14 protein-coding genes and 1 pseudogene are annotated in these 18748 nt (G+C 68.3%); 4 read left to right on the top strand and 11 right to left on the bottom strand.

The window, feature by feature from the left end:
• Positions 1-66: 66 nt before the first annotated feature.
• Together F3J18_RS09035 and F3J18_RS09040 are read left to right on the top strand one after the other, a co-directional pair.
• On the top strand, positions 67-2607 hold the full coding sequence (locus tag F3J18_RS09035; protein WP_166912606.1) for a TonB-dependent receptor: 2541 nt from the start codon (positions 67-69) through the stop codon (positions 2605-2607).
• A gap of 112 nt (positions 2608-2719) precedes the next feature.
• Positions 2720-3415, top strand: coding sequence for a hypothetical protein (locus F3J18_RS09040; protein WP_166912617.1), 696 nt, complete (start codon positions 2720-2722; stop codon positions 3413-3415).
• An 87-nt stretch (positions 3416-3502) separates the two neighbouring features.
• Here the strand turns inward: F3J18_RS09040 and F3J18_RS09045 are convergent, their stop codons facing one another.
• The gene (locus tag F3J18_RS09045) at positions 3503-4861 is read right to left on the bottom strand and encodes an MFS transporter (RefSeq protein WP_025101919.1); all 1359 of its coding nucleotides are present in this window, start codon (positions 4859-4861) and stop codon (positions 3503-3505) included.
• Positions 4862-5132: 271 nt separating this feature from the next.
• Here F3J18_RS09045 and F3J18_RS09050 point away from each other — a divergent pair, with 271 nt between their 5' ends.
• Together F3J18_RS09050 and trpS are read left to right on the top strand one after the other, a co-directional pair.
• A complete protein-coding gene (locus tag F3J18_RS09050) occupies positions 5133-6710 on the top strand; it encodes an aldehyde dehydrogenase (NADP(+)) (protein ID WP_166912607.1) in 1578 nt (525 codons plus the stop codon).
• A 437-nt stretch (positions 6711-7147) separates the two neighbouring features.
• Positions 7148-8224: a tryptophan--tRNA ligase gene (trpS, locus tag F3J18_RS09055; RefSeq protein ID WP_166912608.1), complete on the top strand. Its 1077-nt coding sequence runs from the start codon at positions 7148-7150 to the stop codon at positions 8222-8224.
• 15 nt (positions 8225-8239) lie between these two features.
• Here the strand turns inward: trpS and F3J18_RS09060 are convergent, their stop codons facing one another.
• The 10 genes and pseudogenes from F3J18_RS09060 to F3J18_RS09105 form a co-directional block, all read right to left on the bottom strand.
• Complete coding sequence (locus F3J18_RS09060) at positions 8240-8578, bottom strand: VOC family protein (protein WP_166912609.1); 339 nt, start codon at positions 8576-8578, stop codon at positions 8240-8242.
• 170 nt (positions 8579-8748) lie between these two features.
• On the bottom strand, positions 8749-9903 hold the full coding sequence (locus F3J18_RS09065) for a porin (protein WP_166912610.1): 1155 nt from the start codon (positions 9901-9903) through the stop codon (positions 8749-8751).
• 249 nt (positions 9904-10152) lie between these two features.
• Complete coding sequence (locus F3J18_RS09070; protein WP_025101914.1) at positions 10153-11823, bottom strand: GMC family oxidoreductase N-terminal domain-containing protein; 1671 nt, start codon at positions 11821-11823, stop codon at positions 10153-10155.
• A gap of 31 nt (positions 11824-11854) precedes the next feature.
• The gene (locus F3J18_RS09075) at positions 11855-13072 is read right to left on the bottom strand and encodes a mandelate racemase/muconate lactonizing enzyme family protein (protein ID WP_166912611.1); all 1218 of its coding nucleotides are present in this window, start codon (positions 13070-13072) and stop codon (positions 11855-11857) included.
• Positions 13072-14376: an MFS transporter gene (locus F3J18_RS09080; RefSeq protein WP_166912612.1), complete on the bottom strand. Its 1305-nt coding sequence runs from the start codon at positions 14374-14376 to the stop codon at positions 13072-13074. The genes F3J18_RS09075 and F3J18_RS09080 overlap by 1 nt, the downstream gene beginning before the upstream one ends.
• A gap of 115 nt (positions 14377-14491) precedes the next feature.
• Positions 14492-15916, bottom strand: a complete 1425-nt coding sequence (gene aldA, locus F3J18_RS09085; RefSeq protein ID WP_166912613.1) for an aldehyde dehydrogenase — start codon at positions 15914-15916, stop codon at positions 14492-14494.
• A gap of 357 nt (positions 15917-16273) precedes the next feature.
• A complete protein-coding gene (locus tag F3J18_RS09090; RefSeq protein ID WP_013689351.1) occupies positions 16274-17209 on the bottom strand; it encodes a LysR substrate-binding domain-containing protein in 936 nt (311 codons plus the stop codon).
• Positions 17210-17342: 133 nt separating this feature from the next.
• Positions 17343-17669 (bottom strand): hypothetical protein, encoded by a 327-nt coding sequence (locus F3J18_RS09095; RefSeq protein ID WP_152554562.1) that lies wholly within the window; start codon positions 17667-17669, stop codon positions 17343-17345.
• A 124-nt stretch (positions 17670-17793) separates the two neighbouring features.
• The gene (locus F3J18_RS09100; RefSeq protein ID WP_025101908.1) at positions 17794-18372 is read right to left on the bottom strand and encodes a nucleotidyltransferase domain-containing protein; all 579 of its coding nucleotides are present in this window, start codon (positions 18370-18372) and stop codon (positions 17794-17796) included.
• 252 nt (positions 18373-18624) lie between these two features.
• Positions 18625-18748: pseudogene (locus F3J18_RS09105) on the bottom strand (5-dehydro-4-deoxyglucarate dehydratase); the annotation flags it as partial.

Here is an 18748-nt window from a genome sequence, read left to right on the forward strand (position 1 = left end):
TGGCGCGACTCGCGTGACAGGGAAAGGAAAGCCCGCTTCCGCTCATCGTTTCCCGATTCATCGATCATGCAACCGACCCGTTTCATCCGGCCGCCGCGGCCGTTCTCCCTCGTTTCCCGCTCCACCGCCGTGCCGGCTCCGCTCGCGCCGAGCCGCATCGCGGCGCGGCTGGCGGCCGTCCTGCTGCTTTCGGCGCTGCTGCCGTCCGCGGCAATGGCCGCCGATGCCGCCACCGCGCTGCCCGATCAGGCCGCCGCCAGCGATCGCGCACCGGCCATGCGCCGCTACGCGATTCCGGCCGGCTCGCTCGAGGCGGCGCTGAACCGGTTCGGCCGCGAGGCCGGCATCCTGCTGGCCTATCCGGCCGCCCAGGTGGCGGGCCTGCAAAGCCCGGGGCTGAACGGCAGTTTCGAGGTGCCGCAAGCGCTCGATCGGCTGCTGGCCGGCAGCGGCCTGGCCGCGCGGCGCCAGCCGGGCGGCGGCTACACGCTGGTTCGCGCTGCCCCGGGCGCTGCCGCTGCCACTGCCGCCGCGCCGGATGCGACGATCGCGCTGGCGCCGATCCAGGTCAGGAATCGTGCCGTGAAAGCCGACAGCTACCGCCCCTCGCGCGAGGCGGGCGTGACGCGCTCGGATGCCTCGCTGCTCGACACGGCACAGGCCGTCAATATCGTGCCGGCCCAGGTGCTGCGCGACCAGAAACCGCGCAACCTCGACGACGCGCTCGGCAACATCAGCGGCATCACCCAGGGCAATACGCTGGCCGGCACGCAGGACGCGATCATGAAGCGCGGCTTCGGTGACAACCGCGACGGCTCGATCATGCGCAACGGCATGCCGGTGATCCAGGGCCGCGCGCTGAACGCCACCGCCGACAGCGTCGAGGTGCTGAAGGGGCCGACCTCGCTGCTGTACGGGATCATGGACCCGGGCGGCGTGATCAACGTGATCGGCAAGGCGCCGCGGCTCACGCGCTCGAACAGCGTCTCGGTGAGCGGCGAAACCTATGGCCACGGCAAGAACGGCGGCGACGTCACGCTCGACCTGAGCGGCCCGATCGGCGACTCGAAGCTCGCCTACCGGCTAATCGTCGATCATTCGGACGAGCCCTATTGGCGCAACTTCGGTACCAGCCGCGAGACGCTGGTGTCGCCGCAGCTCGCCTGGTATGGTCGCGACACGCAGGTGGTGCTGTCCTACGAGCATCGCGACTTCCTCTATCCCTTCGATCGCGGCACCGCGCTCGACCCGCGCACCAACCAGCCGCTGGCGATTCCCGCGCGCGAGCGGCTCGACGAGCCCTGGAACAACATGGTCGGCGCCTCCAACCTGTTCCAGTTGCAGGCCGACCACCAGTTCAACGCCGACTGGAACGTCCACCTCGGCTACAGCTACAACCGCGAGACCTACGACGCGAACCAGGTGCGCATCACCGGCGTGAACACCGCCCGTGGCACGCTCTCGCGCAGCGACGACGCGACCCACGGCGCGGACAGCCGCGACAGCTACGGCATCGCCTACGTGAACGGCAAGCTGCGCCTGGCCGGCCTGCGGCACGACCTGCAGTTCGGGGTCGACAGCGAATACCGTCTCATCTACCGACGGGACCTGCTGCGCCAGGCCGTATCGATACCGTTCAGCTACCTGAACCCGGTATACGGGTTGATCTCGCCCTCGGAGACGGTGTCGCCACCCGACAGTGACCAGACCGACAAGCTGCACGCGCTCGGCCTGTTCGCGCAGGATACGGTGCACCTCGGCGACAAGTGGCTGGTCACCGGCGGCGTGCGCTTCATGCGCTACAGCCAGGTGGCGGGCAAGGGCCGGCCCTTCGTGGCGAACACCAATCTCGACGGCACCAAGTGGCTGCCGCGCGTGGGGGTGGTCTACAAGGCGACCAACTGGTTCTCGCTGTACGGCAACTATTCGCAGTCGCTCAAGCCCACCTCGTCGATCGCGGCGCTGGCATCGGGCTATATCATCGACGGCGCCACGCCGCCCGAGCAGGCCACCGCCTATGAGGTGGGCGCCAAGCTCGACATGCCCTCGGGCATGACCGGCACGCTCGCGCTGTTCGACATCGACAAGAAGAACGTGCTGGTCTCGCAGTTCAACGACGTGACCAAGCTGACCGACTGGCGCACCTCGGGACGCGCGCGCTCGCGCGGCATCGAACTCGACATGACGGGCCGCATCGGCGCGCACTGGAACCTGATCGCCAGCTACGCCTACATCGACGCGAAGACCACCGAGGATCCGCTCTATACCGGCAACCGGCTGTGGAACGTGGCGCGCAATACCGCCTCGCTGGGCGCGGTCTACGACGTCGGCACGCTGTTCGGCGGCGACGACCTGCGCATCGGCGGCTCGGCGCGTTACATCGGCTCGCGGCCCGGCGATTCCGCCAACAGCTTCACGCTGCCGTCCTATGTGCTGGCCGATGCGTTCGCGAGCTACGACACGAAGATCGGCAAGCAGAACCTGAGCTTGCAGTTGAACGTCAAGAACCTGTTCAACCGCACCTATTACCCGTCGAGCGCGAATCGATACTTCGTCGCGATCGGCGACGCGCGGCAAGTGCTGCTGACCAGCACGCTGCAATTCTGAGCGGAGCCCGAACATGAGCGATGCAGTCGACAGGCAGGATACCGAATCGAATACGAAGGGCCCGGCGCCGCGCGCGGCGCGGCGGCGCTGGCTTGGTGCGGCGGCAGCCCTGATGGCAGGCGCGGCGACGCGGGCCGCCGCCGTCGATTCCGCCGGCGCCTCGCCGCTGCCGGGCACCGCGTCGGCGAGCGCGACGCGCGTCGTGATGCTGGTGCAGTTGAGCGGCCCGAACCTCGCGGTGGATCGCCAGATCGCCGCCCATCTGGGCGAGCGCGGCTACACGGTGCGCCTGGTCGACCAGGACGCGCCCGTCTCGGCGGCCGACGATGCCGAGCTGGTGCTGATTTCCTCGACCGTCTCGGCCAAGAACGTGCGGCCCGGCTGGCGCCAGCTCGCCAGGCCGTTGCTGACCTGGGAGAACGATTTCCTCGACGACCTGGCGATGACCGGTAAGCGGCACGACGTCGATTTCGGCGAGACCGGCAAGGAGCGTTATCTGTGGATCGTCAACGCGCCGCATCCGATCGCGGCCGGGCTGCCGGCCGGCACCGCCGACGTCTACCGCAAGCAGGCGGCGATGAGCTGGGGCCGGCCCGGGCTCGGCGCGGCGACCATCGCGACCGTCTACGGCCAGCCCGAGAAGGCCGCGCTGTTCGCCTACGAGCGCGGCGCCACGATGGACTACGAGTCGCTCGCGCCGGCCCGGCGCGTGATGTGCTTCCTCGACAACGACACCTTCCCGAACCTGTCGCCGGCCGGTATCGCGTTGTTCGACGCGGCGCTCGACTGGGCCGCGGGGCGCCGCTGAACCGGGTGCCCGAATGAAAAACGCGCGCCGGCACGCTCGGTGCCGGCGCGCGTCGAAGCAGCGTGCCGAGTGGCGAAACCGATCGCCTCAGGCGCCCGGCTTGCGCAGCGTCACGCGCTGGATGTCCTTCACGATCACCAGGTAGCAGAGCACGGTGACCAGCGCATTCAAGCCGACGAACACCAGCGCGCCGTTGAACGAGCCGCTCGCGCCCACCAGGTAGCCGATCACGATCGGCGTGACGATCCCGGCGGCGTTGCCGAACATGTTGAAGAGGCTGCCCGACAGGCCGATCGCCTCCTTCGGCGCGGTATCCGCCACCACCGCCCAGCCCAGCGAGCCGATCCCCTTGCCGAAGAAGGACACGGCCATCAGGCCGATCACCAGCGCCGCGCTGTCCACGTAGTTGCAGCCGATGATGGCCATCGACAGCAGCATGCCGCCGATGATCGGGATCTTGCGCGCCATCGTCAGCGACACGCCGCGCTTGATCATGCCGTCCGACAGCATGCCGCCCAGCACGCCGCCGAGGAAGCCGCAGATCGCCGGCAGCGAGGCCAGCACGCCGGCCTTCAGGATCGACATGCCGCGCGCCTGCACCAGGTAGATCGGGAACCAGGTCAGGAAGAAATAGGTGAGCACGTTGATGCAGTACTGGCCGATGTAGACGCCGATCAGCATCCGGTTGCCGAGCATCTGGCGCACGTAGAACCAGCCGGCCAGGCGTTCGGGCGCGCCGGCCGAGGCGTTGCGGCCGTGCGTCTCGATCACGCCGCCGCCCTGCTCGATATGCTCGCGCTCGGCCTGGTTGACGCGCGGATGCTCCGCCGGGCTGCGCACCACGCGGATCCACACCAGGGCCAGCACCATGCCGGTCAGGCCCAGCCACAGATAGACGTGATGCCAGCCGAACGCGTGCGTGAGCCAGGCCATCAGCGGGGTGAACAGCACCGCGGCGAAATACTGGGCAGCGTTGAAGATCGCCGAGGCGGTGCCGCGCTCGCTGGTGGGGAACCAGCTCGCCACCACCTTGGCGTTGGCCGGGAAGGCCGGCGCCTCGGCGATGCCGACCGCGAAGCGCAGCACGAACAGCGCGGCGATGGCCGCCGCCGCGCTGCCGGCGAAGCCGATCGAGCTCTGCAGCAGGGTGAACAGCGACCACAGGAAGATGCTGCCCGCATAGACGCGCCGCGCGCCGAAGCGGTCGAGCAGCCAGCCGCTGGGCAGTTGCGCGAGCACATAGGCCCAGCTGAACGAGGAGAAGATGTAGCCCATCTGCACCGCGTCGATGCCGAATTCCTTGCGCATCGCCGTGCCGGTGATCGACAGCGTGGCGCGATCCGCGTAGTTCAGCGTCGTCACGACGAAGATCATCAGCAGGATCCAGTAGCGGACGGCGGTCCGTTTGGCCGTGGTGGCCGGATTGGCGGTGCGGGTCGCTTCCATGAGTGTCCTGGCGAGAGCGCGAGAGGAAATGCTTGTTATATGCCTTGAGGCAAATGGTACGTCATCGTACAACTTGGGAGTGTAGTAGCCGCTTCAGGCAGCGGCCACCCGGGTTTTCCCTCTGATCACCCCACCGGCAATAATGGCTTTCGGTTCAATAGGATGTGCGGTTCGGGCGGATGCGGGGTCGCGAAGATTCTTATAGTCAGTCATCGTATCTGTTGGGCTACAATGTGCGCCACGAACTTTTTTGGACTGACGGAGCATAGCGATGCAATTGACTGGAGAGATGCTGATCGGCGCCGAGGCGGTAAAGGGCACGGCCGGCGAAGTGCGCGCCTTCGACCCGACGCGCGGCGAGACCATCGCCGAGCCGGTGTTCGGTTCGGCCGGCGAGGCCGAGGTCGAGCGCGCCTGCGCGCTGGCGCAGCAGGCCTTCGACGCGTATCGCTCGGCGCCGCTGGAAAGCCGCGCGGCCTTTCTCGAGGCGATCGCCGACGAGATCCTCGAACTCGGCGAGGCGCTGATCGAGCGCGCGCAAGCCGAAACCGGCCTGCCCGCCGCGCGCCTGCAGGGCGAGCGCGGCCGCACGGTCGGCCAGTTGCGGATGTTCGCGCGCGTGGTGCGCGACGGTTATTTCCTCGGCGCCTCGGTCGATCCGGCGATGCCTGAGCGCACCCCGCTGCCGCGCGCCGACCTGCGCTTGCAGAAGCTGCCGCTCGGCCCCGTGGCCGTGTTCGGCGCCAGCAACTTCCCGCTGGCCTTCTCGGTGGCGGGCGGCGACACCGCTTCGGCGCTGGCCGCCGGCTGCCCGGTGATCGTCAAGGCGCACGAGGCTCACCTCGGCACCTCGGAGCTGGTGGGTCGCGCGATCCAGCGCGCGGTGGCGCGCAGCAACATGCCGGCCGGCACCTTCTCGCTGCTGATGGGCCCGGGCCGCGTGATCGGCGCCGCGCTGGTCAAGCACCCGTCGATCAAGGCGGTCGGTTTCACCGGCTCGCGCCAGGGCGGCCTCGCGCTGGTGAACCTCGCCAACGCGCGTCCCGAGCCGATTCCCGTCTACGCGGAAATGAGCAGCATCAACCCCTTCGTGCTGTTCCCGGCGGCGCTGGCGGCGCGCGGCGAGAAGATCGCCCAGGGCTTCGTCGACTCGCTGACGATGGGCGTCGGCCAGTTCTGTACCAACCCGGGCCTGGTGATCGCGATCGACGGCCCCGAGCTCGACGCGTTCTCGAAGGCCGCCTCGGCCGCGCTCGGCGGCAAGCCGGCCGGCACCATGCTCACGCGCGGCATCGCCGAAGCCTACTCGAACGGCCGTGCGAAGCTGCAGGGCGCCGAGGGCGTGCGCCAGCTCGGCACCGGCGGCGCGGGCGAGGGCGGTTGCGCGATGTCGGGCGCGCTGTTCGACGTGAGCGCCGAAACCTTCCTGCGCGAGCATGCGCTGCGCGGCGAAGTGTTCGGCCCGGCCTCGCTGATCGTGCGCTGCCGCGACCTGGACGAAGTGGCGACCGTGCTCGAATCGCTGGAAGGCCAGCTCACCGCCACCCTGCAGCTGGACGACGCCGACCTGGAGATCGCCCGCAAGCTGGTGCCGATCCTCGAGCGCAAGGCCGGCCGCCTGCTCGTCAACGGCTTCCCGACCGGCGTCGAGGTGTGTGACGCGATGGTTCACGGCGGCCCGTTCCCGGCCACCTCGAACGCCATGTATACCTCGGTGGGCGCCACCGCGATCGACCGCTTCCTGCGCCCGGTCTGCTACCAGGACTTCCCGGAAGCGCTGCTGCCGGAAAGCCTGCGCGAAGCCAATCCGCTCGGTATCGCGCGCCTGCGCAACGGCCGCGCCGAGTAAGCCGAATCCAGCCGACCCGCTGGCGTGATCCGCCGGCGGGCTGGTTTGGTGCTTGTGTCGGCTTCGATGCGGCGGCGTCGAAGCCGATTTTTTTGCTTGTTTCCGGGCGAGTTCGCGTCTCGTCTTGCGCCGGGCCTCGCGCCATATCGCTTCGCAGCCCGAAGCAGCTTCGCCGGGCACGCGAGCCGAGCCGGCTCCAGGCAATCCCGCGCGCCGCGCATGGGCGATGCGCCGTCGCGTCCCGATCTGTGGCACCCTAGCGGCCATGCAGACGATTGCCCGATTTCCTCTCCCGATCCATTGGCGCCGCTCCTGAAGGGCGCGGCATCGTCTCGACTGATTCCTGACCATGTCCGCCGCGGTTCGGCCGACGCGGATCGGGACATCCGTCAGTCAAGGGCACACCGTGGCGGCTTCCCCGACCGGAGAACCTCCCGATGTCCGATCTTCAGGCAAACGCCTCGCGACCCGTCGTGCTGACGGGCGACCGCCCGACCGGCCCGCTGCACCTGGGCCACTACGTCGGCTCGCTGCGCACGCGCTTGCTGCTGCAGGATACGCACCAGCAGAACATCCTGGTCGCCGATACCCAGGCGATGACCGACAACGCGCACGATCCCGACAAGGTCCGCCGCAACGTGCTGGAAGTCGCGCTCGACTACCTGGCGGTCGGCATCGACCCGGCCAGGACCACCATCTGCCTGCAATCGGCGCTACCCGCGCTGGCCGAGCTGACCCTGCTCTACCTGAACTTCGTCACCGTCTCGCGCCTGGAGCGCAACCCGACCATCAAGGACGAGATCCAGGCGCGCGGCTTCGGGCGCGATATCCCGGCCGGCTTTCTCTGCTACCCGGTCGCGCAGGCGGCCGACATCACCGGCTTTCGCGCCACCGTGGTGCCGGTGGGCGAGGACCAGGCGCCCCTGATCGAGCAGACCAACGAGATCGTGCGGCGCCTGAACCGCCAGACCGGAATCGAGCTGCTGCCCGAGGTGGAGGCGCTGATCCCGACGCTGGGCCGGCTGCCCGGCATCGACGGCAAGGCCAAGATGAGCAAGTCGCTCGGCAATGCGATCTCGCTGGCGGCCTCCGAGGATGCGATCCGCGCGGCGGTCCGCCAGATGTACACCGATCCGAACCACCTGCGCGCCTCGGACCCCGGCACCGTCGAGGGCAACGTGGTGTTCACCTATCTCGACGCGTTCGACGACGACGTGGCCGAGGTCGAGCGGTTGAAGGCCGCCTACCGGGCGGGCGGCCTGGGCGACATGGTGGTCAAGCGGCGCCTGGAGGAGATGCTGCAGGCCTTCGTCGCGCCGATCCGCGAGCGCCGCGAGCGGTTGGCGGCCGATCCGGCTTATGTGGTCGGCGTGCTGGCCGAGGGCACCGAGCGGGCGCGGGCCGTCACCCAGGCGACGCTCGATGCGGTGCGCGGCGCGCTCGGCACCTTCTCGCTCGACAGCGTGCGCGAGCTGTATGCGGCGGCGCGGCCCGACGGCACGCCGGGCGCCTGAGGCGGGGAAGGAAAGTCAGCGCTGCTGCTGGAACGCGAGCAGGTAGCCGTTGCAGTCGCTCAGCGCGAATTCGCGCGAGCCGTAAGGCATCTCCTGCAAGGGCCAGGCGATCTCGGCCCGGTCCTGGAGCCTGGCATACAGGCCGTCGACGTCCGGCACCGTGAAATAGATGGTGCCGCTCAGCGCCGGGCCGGCGCGCCAGAGGTCCTGCGCCGTGAACAGCAGCGTGTCGCCGTCCAGCTCGGCCGTGAGTGTGTTGCCGGCCGAGGCGCGGACGCTGAAACCGAGCACGGATTCGTAGAACCGGCGAGTTTCGTCGAGATCGTGGCAGCGCAGCAGCAGGGCGAGCGACATGGAGGTCTCCATCGGCTGGGATGGAGCGCATTCTATGCCAGGCCAGATGGCGCGCCCCCGCACGCGCTACAAAACACCACAAAAGCAGACAGCCCGCGCCGGACGGCAGCGGGCTGTCTGCGTTCGTGCCTCGCCGGGCCGCTCGATGCGCGGCCCGGCAGCGGCTTCGATCAGAACTTGTGACGCAGCGCCAGGCGCACGGCCACCTGGTTCGAGGTCGACGAGGGCGCGTCGGTGCCGAGCACGAAGCCCGAGTCGAGGATCGAGTTGGTGCGATCGCCCGTCACCTTCGAGAGCACGCCCTGCAGGTAGATGTCGGTGCGCCTGGACAGGTTGTAGTCCGCCATCAGGCCGACGGTGTGGATCTTCGGGCTCACGCGGCCGGCCGAGGAATCGTACTTCTCCATCGAGAACACGTACTCGGCGCCGACGAAGAACGAGGAGCTCAGCTGCAGCAGGCCGTTCAGCTCGAAGTTCTGGTACTTGAGCGCATTGAGCGTGGTGCCCGGCGCGACGATCGCCCCCGGCGTGCCGAGGTAGATGTTGCCGGTCGGGTTCTTGTAGTTTGAATTCGAATAGGCGAAGCCGAGCGTGGTGATGCCGAAGGTGTAGTTCACGCCGACCCCGAACAGGCGCATGCGCTCGGCGATGAAGCTCGCGTCGTTGCTGGCGATCGCGCCGGCCGAGGTCCCGCCCGGGTTGTTCGCCTGCAGGAAGGCGGCGCCCACCAGCAGGCCGCCGCGCGCGTATTGCGCGCCCGCGCTCCAGGTGCGGTTGTTCGAGAAGCCGGTGTCGTTGCTGAACGCGTAGGTGCCGCCGAAATGCAGGCCGTTGATGTCGGGGCTGGTGTACTTGACCGAGTTGTTCAGGCGGAACGAGTTGTCGGTGTTGTCGTTGTCGTAGGGATGCGAGAACAGGTAGCCGGCCCAGTTGCCGTTGGCCGTGGTGAGCGCGAAGTAGTCGACCATCGAGTCGTACTGGCGGCCCAGCGTGACCGTGCCGTAGCGCTTGTCCTGCAGGCCGACGTAGGCCTGGCGGCCGAACATGCGGCCGCCTTCCTGGGCCTTGCCCGAGCTCGCGTCGAAGCCGTTCTCCAGCGTGAAGATGGCCGCCAGGCCGCCGCCCAGGTCCTCGGTGCCGCGCAGCCCCCAGCGGCTGCCCTGCGCGTAGCCGCTCGTCAGCTCCACCGCGCCGCCCTTGCCGCCGATGTTGTTGGTGTAGTTGAGCCCCTCGTCGATCACGCCGTACAGGGTGACGCTGCTCTGCGCGAACGCGGGGGAGGCGACGGCCGCCGTGACGGCCAGGGCCGCGATGCTCTTTTTCATTTCGATCTCCAGATCTTTCTGTCTATGGTTGGTTTGAGGTGCCGGGAGCGAGCCTGGCGGATGCTCGCGCTGGGGCCGGCGCGCGATTCGCGGCGGATCGAGCCGCTCTCGCGCGCCGGTGGAACGACGCCCGCCTCCGCATGTGCCGCGCGCTCGGCATCATGCGGTCGTCTCCTGAGGGGCGGGCGATGAAACGGGGGAGCCGGCGGCAGCCGGGTAAGGCCGGCGCCGGCGAGCACGACGACGGAATCAGCCGATCGCGGCCGCGCTGGTGGCGCGGACCTTGCGCGTGGCCGGCGCCGCGGCGGCATCCTCGAGGATCAGGTCGGCGCCTTTCTCGGCGACCATCATGGTCGGCGCGTTGATGTTGCCCGAGGTGATGTTCGGGAACACCGAGGCGTCGACGATGCGCAGCGCCTCGACGCCGTGCACCTTGAGCCGCGCGTCGACCACCGAGGTGGCGGCATCGCTGCCCATCGCGCACGAGCCGCACAGGTGGTAGATCGAGCCCGATTGTTCGCGGAAGTACTGGAGGAAATCCTCGTCGCTCTGCACCGCCGGCCCGGGCGAGATCTCCTCGATCGTCATCGCGCGCAGCGAGGGCGCCATCATCAGCTTGCGGATCAGCTTGCTGCCCTGCACGGCCTCGGCCAGGTCCTTCTCGGTCGACAGCGCGTTGATGCGGATCTTCGCGGCGTCCTCGGCGCGCCCCGAGGCCAGCTCGATCGAGCCGCGGCTGGTGGGCCGGCACGGATTGAAGGCGATCAGGAAGCCCGAATACGGCTCCGGCTTGATGCTGGCGCGGTTGCTCTTCGGGATCCGGTACGAGAGCGGATTGAAGTAGAGCTGGAGGTTGGGTTCGTCGAGCCCGTCGTCGCCGCGGAAGAAACCGCCGGCCTGGTTCACGCTCATCGCCAGCGGGCCGCGCTTGTGCAGCAGGTAGCGCAGGCCGATCTTCAGCTTGCCGAACAGCGTGCCCATCTCGTCGTTGAGCGTGGGCCGGTTGGCCTTGAAGTAGAAGCTCACGCACAGATGGTCCTGCAGGTTCTGGCCGACCGCCGGCAGCGCATGCACGGTCGAAATGCCGTGCCGTGCCAGCTTGACCGGATCGCCCACGCCCGAGAGCTGCAGCAGCTTGGGCGTATCGACCGCGCCGGCGCAGAGGATCACCTCTCGGCGCGCGCTGACGTGATGCTCGCGGCCCTGGTGCGCGTAGGCGATGCCGGTCGCGCGCTTGCCCTCGAAGCTGACGCGGCGCACCAGCGCCTCGCTGAGCAGCGTCAGGTTCTTGCGCGAGAGCGAGGGATGCAGGTAGGCCACGCCGCTGGAGCAGCGCTCGCCATCCTTGGTGTTCAGCTCGTAGATGCCGGCGCCCTCGAACTGCGCGCCGTTCATGTCGGGCGTGCTCGGCAGGCCCAGCTCGCCGCAGCCGGCCAGGAACTGGTGGACGATCGGGTGCACGTCCGCGGTCATCGGCGTGACATGGATCCGGCCTTCGCCGCCGTGCCACTCGGGCGTGCTCTGCGCGAGCGGATGCGTCTCCAGGCGGCGGAAGTAGGGCAGCACCTGCTCGTAGGACCAGCCGCGCTCGCCGCTGGCCGCGGCCCAGTCGTCGTAGTCGCCGCGCTGGCCGCGCACGTAGACCATCGCGTTGATCGCGCCCGAGCCGCCCACCACCTTACCGCGCGGGCAGTAGAGCTCGCGATCGCCGAGCGCGGGTTCGCGCTCGCTGTAGTACATGTAGTTATACTTGCGGTTGTAGTAGGTCTTGGTGAAGCCCACCGGCACCTTGAACCAGAACGAATCGTCCTGCTGGCCCGCCTCGAGCACCAGCACCGTGTGGCTGCCGTCCGCGCTCAGGCGTTCGGCGAGGATCGAGCCGGCCGAGCCGGACCCGACGATGATGTAGTCGTATTCCATGTCTTGCTTCCTGCCTCTGCGCTGGGCGAGCTCAGCCCTTGGCGGGTGAGTAGTCTTTCACGTCGGCCGGCTTGTCGGCCATCTGCAGGTGCAGGCGCTTGCCCGTGTAGGGCGTATGCGCGCGCACCACGTCCATGTCGAGCTCGATGCCGAGGCCCGGCTCGCTGGACGGGATGATGTAGCCGTCTTCCCAGCGGATCGGCGTCTTCACCACCTCGGAATGGAAGCCGCCCCAGGTCATGATGCTTTCCTGGATCAGGAAGTTCGGCGTGCAGGCCGCGAGCTGGATGCTGGCGGCCGCGCCGACCGGGCCGTTGTACAGATGCGGGGCGATCTGCGCGTAGTGCACCTCGGCCAGCGTGGCGATCTTCTTCGCTTCGAGCAGGCCGCCCACGCGCCCCACGTTCATCTGCAGGATCGAGGCGCCGCCCGCCTGCAGCAGCTTGTGGAACTCGTACTTGGTGGTCAGGCGCTCGCCGGTGGCGATCGGGATCGAGGTATGGCGCGCGACTTCGGCGATCGCCTCCTCCTGGCCCGGCGGCACCGGCTCCTCGAACCACAGCGGGTCGTACTTCTCCAGGCGCTTGGCCAGGCGGATCGCCGAGGACGGCACCATCTGGCCGTGCGTGCCGAACAGCAGGTCGGCCTGGCTGCCCACCGCCTCGCGGATCTTGCGGCAGAAGGTTTCGCAGCGGTCGAGCACCGGCAGCGAGAGCTGGTGGCCCGAGTAGTTCGTGTAGGGGCCGGCCGGGTCGAACTTGACGGCGGTGAAGCCCAGTTTCACGTTCTCGGCCGCGCATTCGGCGGCGAGATCGGGATCGTCGTAGTCGTATTCGCCCTGGGCGTTTTTCGGATACAGGTAGGTGTAGGAGCGCAGGCGCTCGTTGACCTTGCCGCCGAGCAGCTCGTAGACGGGCTTGCCGGCGGCCTTGCCGATGATGTCCCAGCACGCCATCTCCAGGCCGCTGGCCACGCCCATCATCGTCAGGTCCGGGCGCTGGGTGAAGCCGCTCGAATAGCAGGCGCGGAAGAAGCGCTCGACGTGGTGCGGATCGTGGTCCAGCAGATGGCGCTCGAACACGTCCTCGATCACGGGGATCATCGCGTCGGGATGGAAGGTGGCGGCGTAGATCTCGCCGACGCCCTCGATGCCGTCGTCCGTCCTGAGCTTGACGAACAACCAGTACATGCCGCCGACATGCGGCGGCGGGACCGCGACGCTGAACGTTTCGAGTGAGACGATTTTCATCAGGATTCCTTCTGTGCGGAGAGGCGGCGCTTGAGCACCAGCGCGGCGACGGCGCCGAGCAGTGCGATGGCCGCGATGTAGCCGAAATAGATCTGGTAGCCGGTGGCGCCCGGGAAGTTCTGGGTCGCGTAGCCGTTGATCAGCGGGACGAACACGTCGGGCGAGTAGCCCAGCACGGAGATCAGGCCGATCGCCAGGCCCGAGCAGTGCGCCGGCACGCGGCAGTCGTCGAGCAGCGACCAGTACAGGCCGCGCACGGCGTAGGTGAGGATGCCGATGAACAGCACCAGCGCCACCAGCATGAGCTGCGGCGTGTGGGCCGGCACCACCGCCAGGCCGACCAGCGAGAGCGCGGCCAGCACCAGCGAGACGGCCAGCACCGAGACGCGCGAGAAGCGGTCGCCGAGGAAGCCGCCGCCGATGCCGCCCACCGGGCGCATCCACAGCTTGAGGGTGGTGATGAAGCCGGCCGCCGTGGTGCTGAGGCCGAAACCGCCTTCATGCAGGTAGGCCGAGAAGCTGTAGGTGGCCCAGAACACCTGGTAGCCGCAGAACACGATCGCCGCGACCAGCCACAGCGAGGGGTTGCCGGCCAGCGTGCGCAGGTCGGCCAGCAGCGAGCCCTGGCGCGCGGCGGCGGCGCCCTTGGCGGCGGCGCGCGGATCGCGGATGAAGCCGATCATTACGCCCAGCACGATGCAGATCACCGCGTACATGTGCACCACCAGCTTGAAGCCGCTGGCGTCGCTGCTGCCGCGCGACTGCGTCATGTAGGCGAAGATCGAGATCGCGATGGTGGCCAGCAGCGCCTCGACCAGGCCGCGGCCGCCGTCGAGCAGGCCGAAGAAGCGACCCTGCTCGTCGGCGCCGGCGATCATGTTGACGCGCTTGATCACGGCGGCCCAGAAGGTCAGGCCGGTGGTGATGCCCCAGCCGCAGAACACCGCCACCAGCAGCGGGAACGACGGCGCGGTGGCGTAGACGAAGCCCAGCAGGCCGGTGCCGATCAGCGAGAAGCAGATCAGGAAGCGCGGCGAGATGCGATCGGCAAGCCAGCCGCTGGGCAGGTAGCTGACCAGGAACAGGGTGCCGAGCGAGGAATAGAGCACGCCGAGCTGCACGTCGTCGATATGGAAGAACGACAGCATGGTCGGCTGGTAGACCTGCCGCAGGTACAGCATCGGATAGATCGCGCCGGCCGCCGCGACCAGCAGCAGCAACTGCAGGTAACGTTGCGCGCGGCCCGCGCGGGCGGCGGGCTCCGCGGCAAGCGCCGCGGCGGAGGAAGGGGATTGCGCCGACATGATGAGTTCTCCTGAGGAGGACGCGCCCGCTCGGGCTGGCGTCTCCGAATATTGTTTTCGTGCTTTGCGTTGAAATGGAGCGGCGCGCGTGTCGGGCGCGCCGCCCGCCGGGACATCAGTAGTGCATCACCACCAGGCGCGTCTGCGTGAATTCGAGCATGCCGTGCTTGCCGTCGTCGCCGCCGAGGCCGGAGCGCTTCCAGCCGGCGTGATAACCCTGGTACGGATCGGCCGGCGTGCGGTTGACGTACAGCTCGCCCGCCTCGATCGCGTTCGCGACGCGCTGGGCGACGCGATGGTTTTCCGTGTAGAGCACCGAGGACAGGCCGAACTGGTGGTCGTTGGCCAGCGCGATCGCCTCGTCGAGGCTGTGGTAGCGCAGCACCGGCATCACCGGGCCGAAGCTTTCCTCGCGCACGATCTCCATCTCCTGGCGCACGTTCGACAGCAGCGTGGCGGGGTAGAAGAAGCCGGGGCCGGCCGGCAACTGGCCGCCGGTTTCCAGCGTCGCGCCTTCGGCGATCGCGCGCTCGACCATCGCATGCACGCGCTGTTGCGCCGCGGCGTTGGCGAGCGGTCCCATCAAAGCGGGGTTGTCGCGGCGATCGCCGATCTTCACGGCGGCCATCTTCTCGCGCAGCAGGGCGAGGAAGCGGTCATGCACGCTGTCGTGCACGTAGACACGTTCGATCGCGGTGCAGAGCTGGCCGCAATGCGTGGTCTTGGAGGCGACCAGCGCGGCGGCTGCCTTCTCCAGGTCCGCATCGGGCTCGATGATGGCCGGCGTCTTGCCGCCCAGTTCCAGCGAGGGCTTGGCGATGTTGCTCTTGCAGTATTCGAGCACGATGCGGCCGGCGTTGACGCTGCCGGTCAGCGTGATCATGCCGACTTCGGGCCGCGTGCAGAGCACCGCGGCGGTGGCGTGGTCCATCGCCAGGATGTTGACCAGGCCGGCGGGCAGGCCGGCCGCGTGGGCCGCGCGCGCGACCTCGAAGGCCGAGCACGGCGTGTGGTTGCTGGGGCGCACCACCACCGCGTTGCCGGCGATCAGGGCCGGCGCGATCTTGCGCATCAGCGTGTAGATCGGGTAGTTGAACGGGATCAGGGCCGCCACCACGCCGATCGGCTCGCGGTGCAGGAACAGGTTCTCGTTCGGCGAATCGCTGGGGATGATCTCGCCTTCGATGCGGCGCGCCCATTCGGCGTGGTAGCGCGTGATCTCGGCGGCGTAGCGCGCCTCGTTGGTCGCGTCCTCGAGGCTCTTGCCCGATTCGAGCGCGAGCGCGGCGCCGATCCGGGGCGCGCGTTCGGTGATCGCGTCGGCGAACTTGCGCAGCAGCTCGGCGCGCGAGGCGGCCGGCAGCAGGCGCCAGGCGCGCTGCGCCTCGCTGGCGGCGGCCACCGCCGCCACCGCGTCGGCTTCGGAGGCCGCGCGCACGCGGCCGATCGATTCGCCGGTAGCCGGATCGATGACGCCGAGGAAGCCGGCGTCGGCCGTCTCCACGAATCGTCCGTTGATGTAGTTCTGCTCGTCACGCATCGACAACTCTCCTCCAGGGCCGGGAAGGCAGCGTGGCGGTCGCGATACGGCGCGCCCGCTGGCACGCTGCCGGGCAGGGGCCATTGTTGTCATGCGGGGGAGGCATCACAAGCGACGATTTTTATCGTCTAACTTGCGAAAAACTCACGTTACTCGGTGGGGAGGACGCGGAGCCTGGATCGGCGGGCGAGGCTCGCCGGCAAGGCGCGGCGCCATATCGGACCAGGACTGGAGGCATTCGGGTTATTCCCGATGCCATGTGCGTGGCATCGAGCAATGTGAGGAAAATGCAAGCTTGCGAGGATTTCCGGGGCTGGCGATCCGGGCGTGACCAGTCGGTATCGATCGGCTTGGGATTCAGGCTTCGGGCATTGCGCCGGCCGGCGAGGAGGGCCGCAGGTTGTGCGTCGAGAGCCAGACCTGGTGCTGCAGCCATTCGCGGAACTGGGCGATGTGAGGATCCTGGGTCTGTTCCGGACGAGTGACGAACCAATACGATTGGCGGCCGTCCACATGCACGTTCAGCACCTGCATCAACTGGCCCGCCGCGATCTCGCGCGCCACCATGTGGCGATCCGCGATGGTGATGCCGAGCCCGTCGACGGCGGCGCGGATCGCATGGTCGAGCAGGTCGAATTCGTAGCCGCCGCGGGTATCGACGCCATCGATGCCGGCCGCGGTCAGCCAGTGCTGCCAGGTCAGGTAGCGCTGGTCGTCGGCGGCCAGCACGTGCAGCAGGGTGAAGCGGTTCAGGTCGATCGGCCCGTCGTGCTGCACGCGTGCATAGAGCGCCGGCGAGCAGACCGCGATGTGCTGCTCGTGCATCAGCAGCACGTTGTCGAAGCCGTCCCATTCGCCATCGCCGAAACGCACCGCGCAGTCGAGCAGGCGCGAGGTGCCGAGGCTGTCGGCCAGCCGCGTGGTCAGGCTCAGTTCGTATTGCGGATGCGCCTCGCGCAATTGCGTGAGGCGCGGCATCAGCCAGCGCGCGGCGAAGGTCGGCGGCACGTTCACGCGCAACCGGTTCTGGTGCTGCTTTTCCTGGAGCCCGCGCACGGTCAGCTCGATCTTGTCGAAGGACTGCTGCAGCGCATGCAGCAGCACGCGGCCCGCCGAGGTCAGCTCGAGCTGGTGATGGCGGCGCGTCAGCAGCGATTCGCCGAGCTGGCTCTCGAGCTGGCGCACCTGGCGGCTGACCGCGCTCTGCGTGACGTTGAGCAGTTCGGCCGCGCGCGTGAAGCTGCCGGTCCGGCCGGCCAGTTCGAAGGCTTTCAGCGCGTTCAGCGCGGGCATCTTGCGTCTCACGGCGGGGGGCGGTTCGGGGTTGGGAGGCGCTCATTGTAGGGCGCGGGGCGGGATTGGTGCGAATGCGGGATCGGCTGGAATGCGCGCAGCGGGCGGTGCCGATGCCGCTCGGGCAAGGAAATCAGCGGGTCGCGATCATGTCGTGATGATGCTCGGTCAGCCAGGCCGATACGGTGACGAGAACCCGGTTCGACAACAGCAAGGCGTCGGCCAGCGTTTGCTGGTCGACCGAATCGAAGCCCTCGTATTTGCTGTTGCGCAGGTCGAGCAGGGTATCGAGTTCGTCGTGCGTGCCGGTGCCGAAATCGAGCGTGCCGGCCAGGCCCTCCATGGCGACGCGATGGTGGCCCGGGCCGGAGCTGATTCGATAACCTTGTGCCGCGAACACGGCCAGGGCGCAGAACAGGATGGCGTCGTAGGCGGCATCGAGTCGGGTTGGCCCCGACACGCTGGTATTTTGCGCATCCTGGTATTTCTGCACGGCGGCGCGCAATTGGGACTGGATGGTTTGCCGGTTCCGGGTCCGTTCCTGCCTGACCCGCTCGGGCTCGTCCCGGGACAGGGCAGCCGGGTTACGCAACATAGTCGAAGACGCCCTTGATCGGAATCACCGGGTGCGCCACCACATTGCGTGCGAATCCTTCTCCATCGGCCAGCTTCTGCTCGAATTCACGGCGCGAGGCGACGGTCGCATGGATTTCGCGGTGGTGCTTCCGGCCGACCGGCTTCAGCCGCGCGTTGATCTTCAGGCTGCTCAGGCGCTCGCCCAGCACCAGCACGTCGACGTCGGAGCGGGCCGATTCCTCGCCACGGGCCACCGAGCCGAAGATGACGGCAAGCTCGGCTTCCTCGGGCAGGGCATTCGCGATGTCGGCAAGGATCTCGTCGCTGCGGCGGGCCATGTCGGTGAGCCCTGACAGCAATGGGTCGTCCCCGGCCCGGTAGGTGATGTGCCGTCCCTGCTCGACGCGTTTCGCGAGGCCGACTTCCGTCCAGCGCCGCAGCCATCGGGAGACATTGCCGCGATCCACGCCGGCCAGCCGTGCCAGCTCGATGGTGGTGTGGCCGTGGGCGGGATCCTGGTACAGCACGCGGAGCAGGGAAAAGCGCTGTGCGCCGCCAAACAGTTCACTGAGCATGGCGTTGATCATGGTGTCGTCGGTGCGGGATGAACATCATGGATGTACCAGGCACATCCACGGCGAATTGGCTGGTGATGTTTAATCTACATCAATGATGTGGATTGTACATCGAGTGCTTTCATCTCCGGAGAGGGCGATACCAAGCCGTTGTGCCCAGCCTTTCCCACCGCGCCCCAAAAACAAAACCCCCGGCTCCACCAGGGAACCAGGGGTTTTTCTCCGTCAGCGGCGCGCCGGCGCGAAGGCCGGCGACATCCCGGCTTACTGCGCGCCGAGCTTCTTGATCAGCACATCGAGCTCGGCCAGTTCGGCTTCGTTCAGGTCCGTCAGCGGGGCGCGCACCGGGCCCGCGTCGTGGCCGACCAGCTTGGCGCCGGCCTTCACG

It is taken from the genome of Burkholderia sp. Ax-1720 (assembly GCF_011753035.1).
Taxonomy (GTDB): domain Bacteria; phylum Pseudomonadota; class Gammaproteobacteria; order Burkholderiales; family Burkholderiaceae; genus Burkholderia; species Burkholderia gladioli.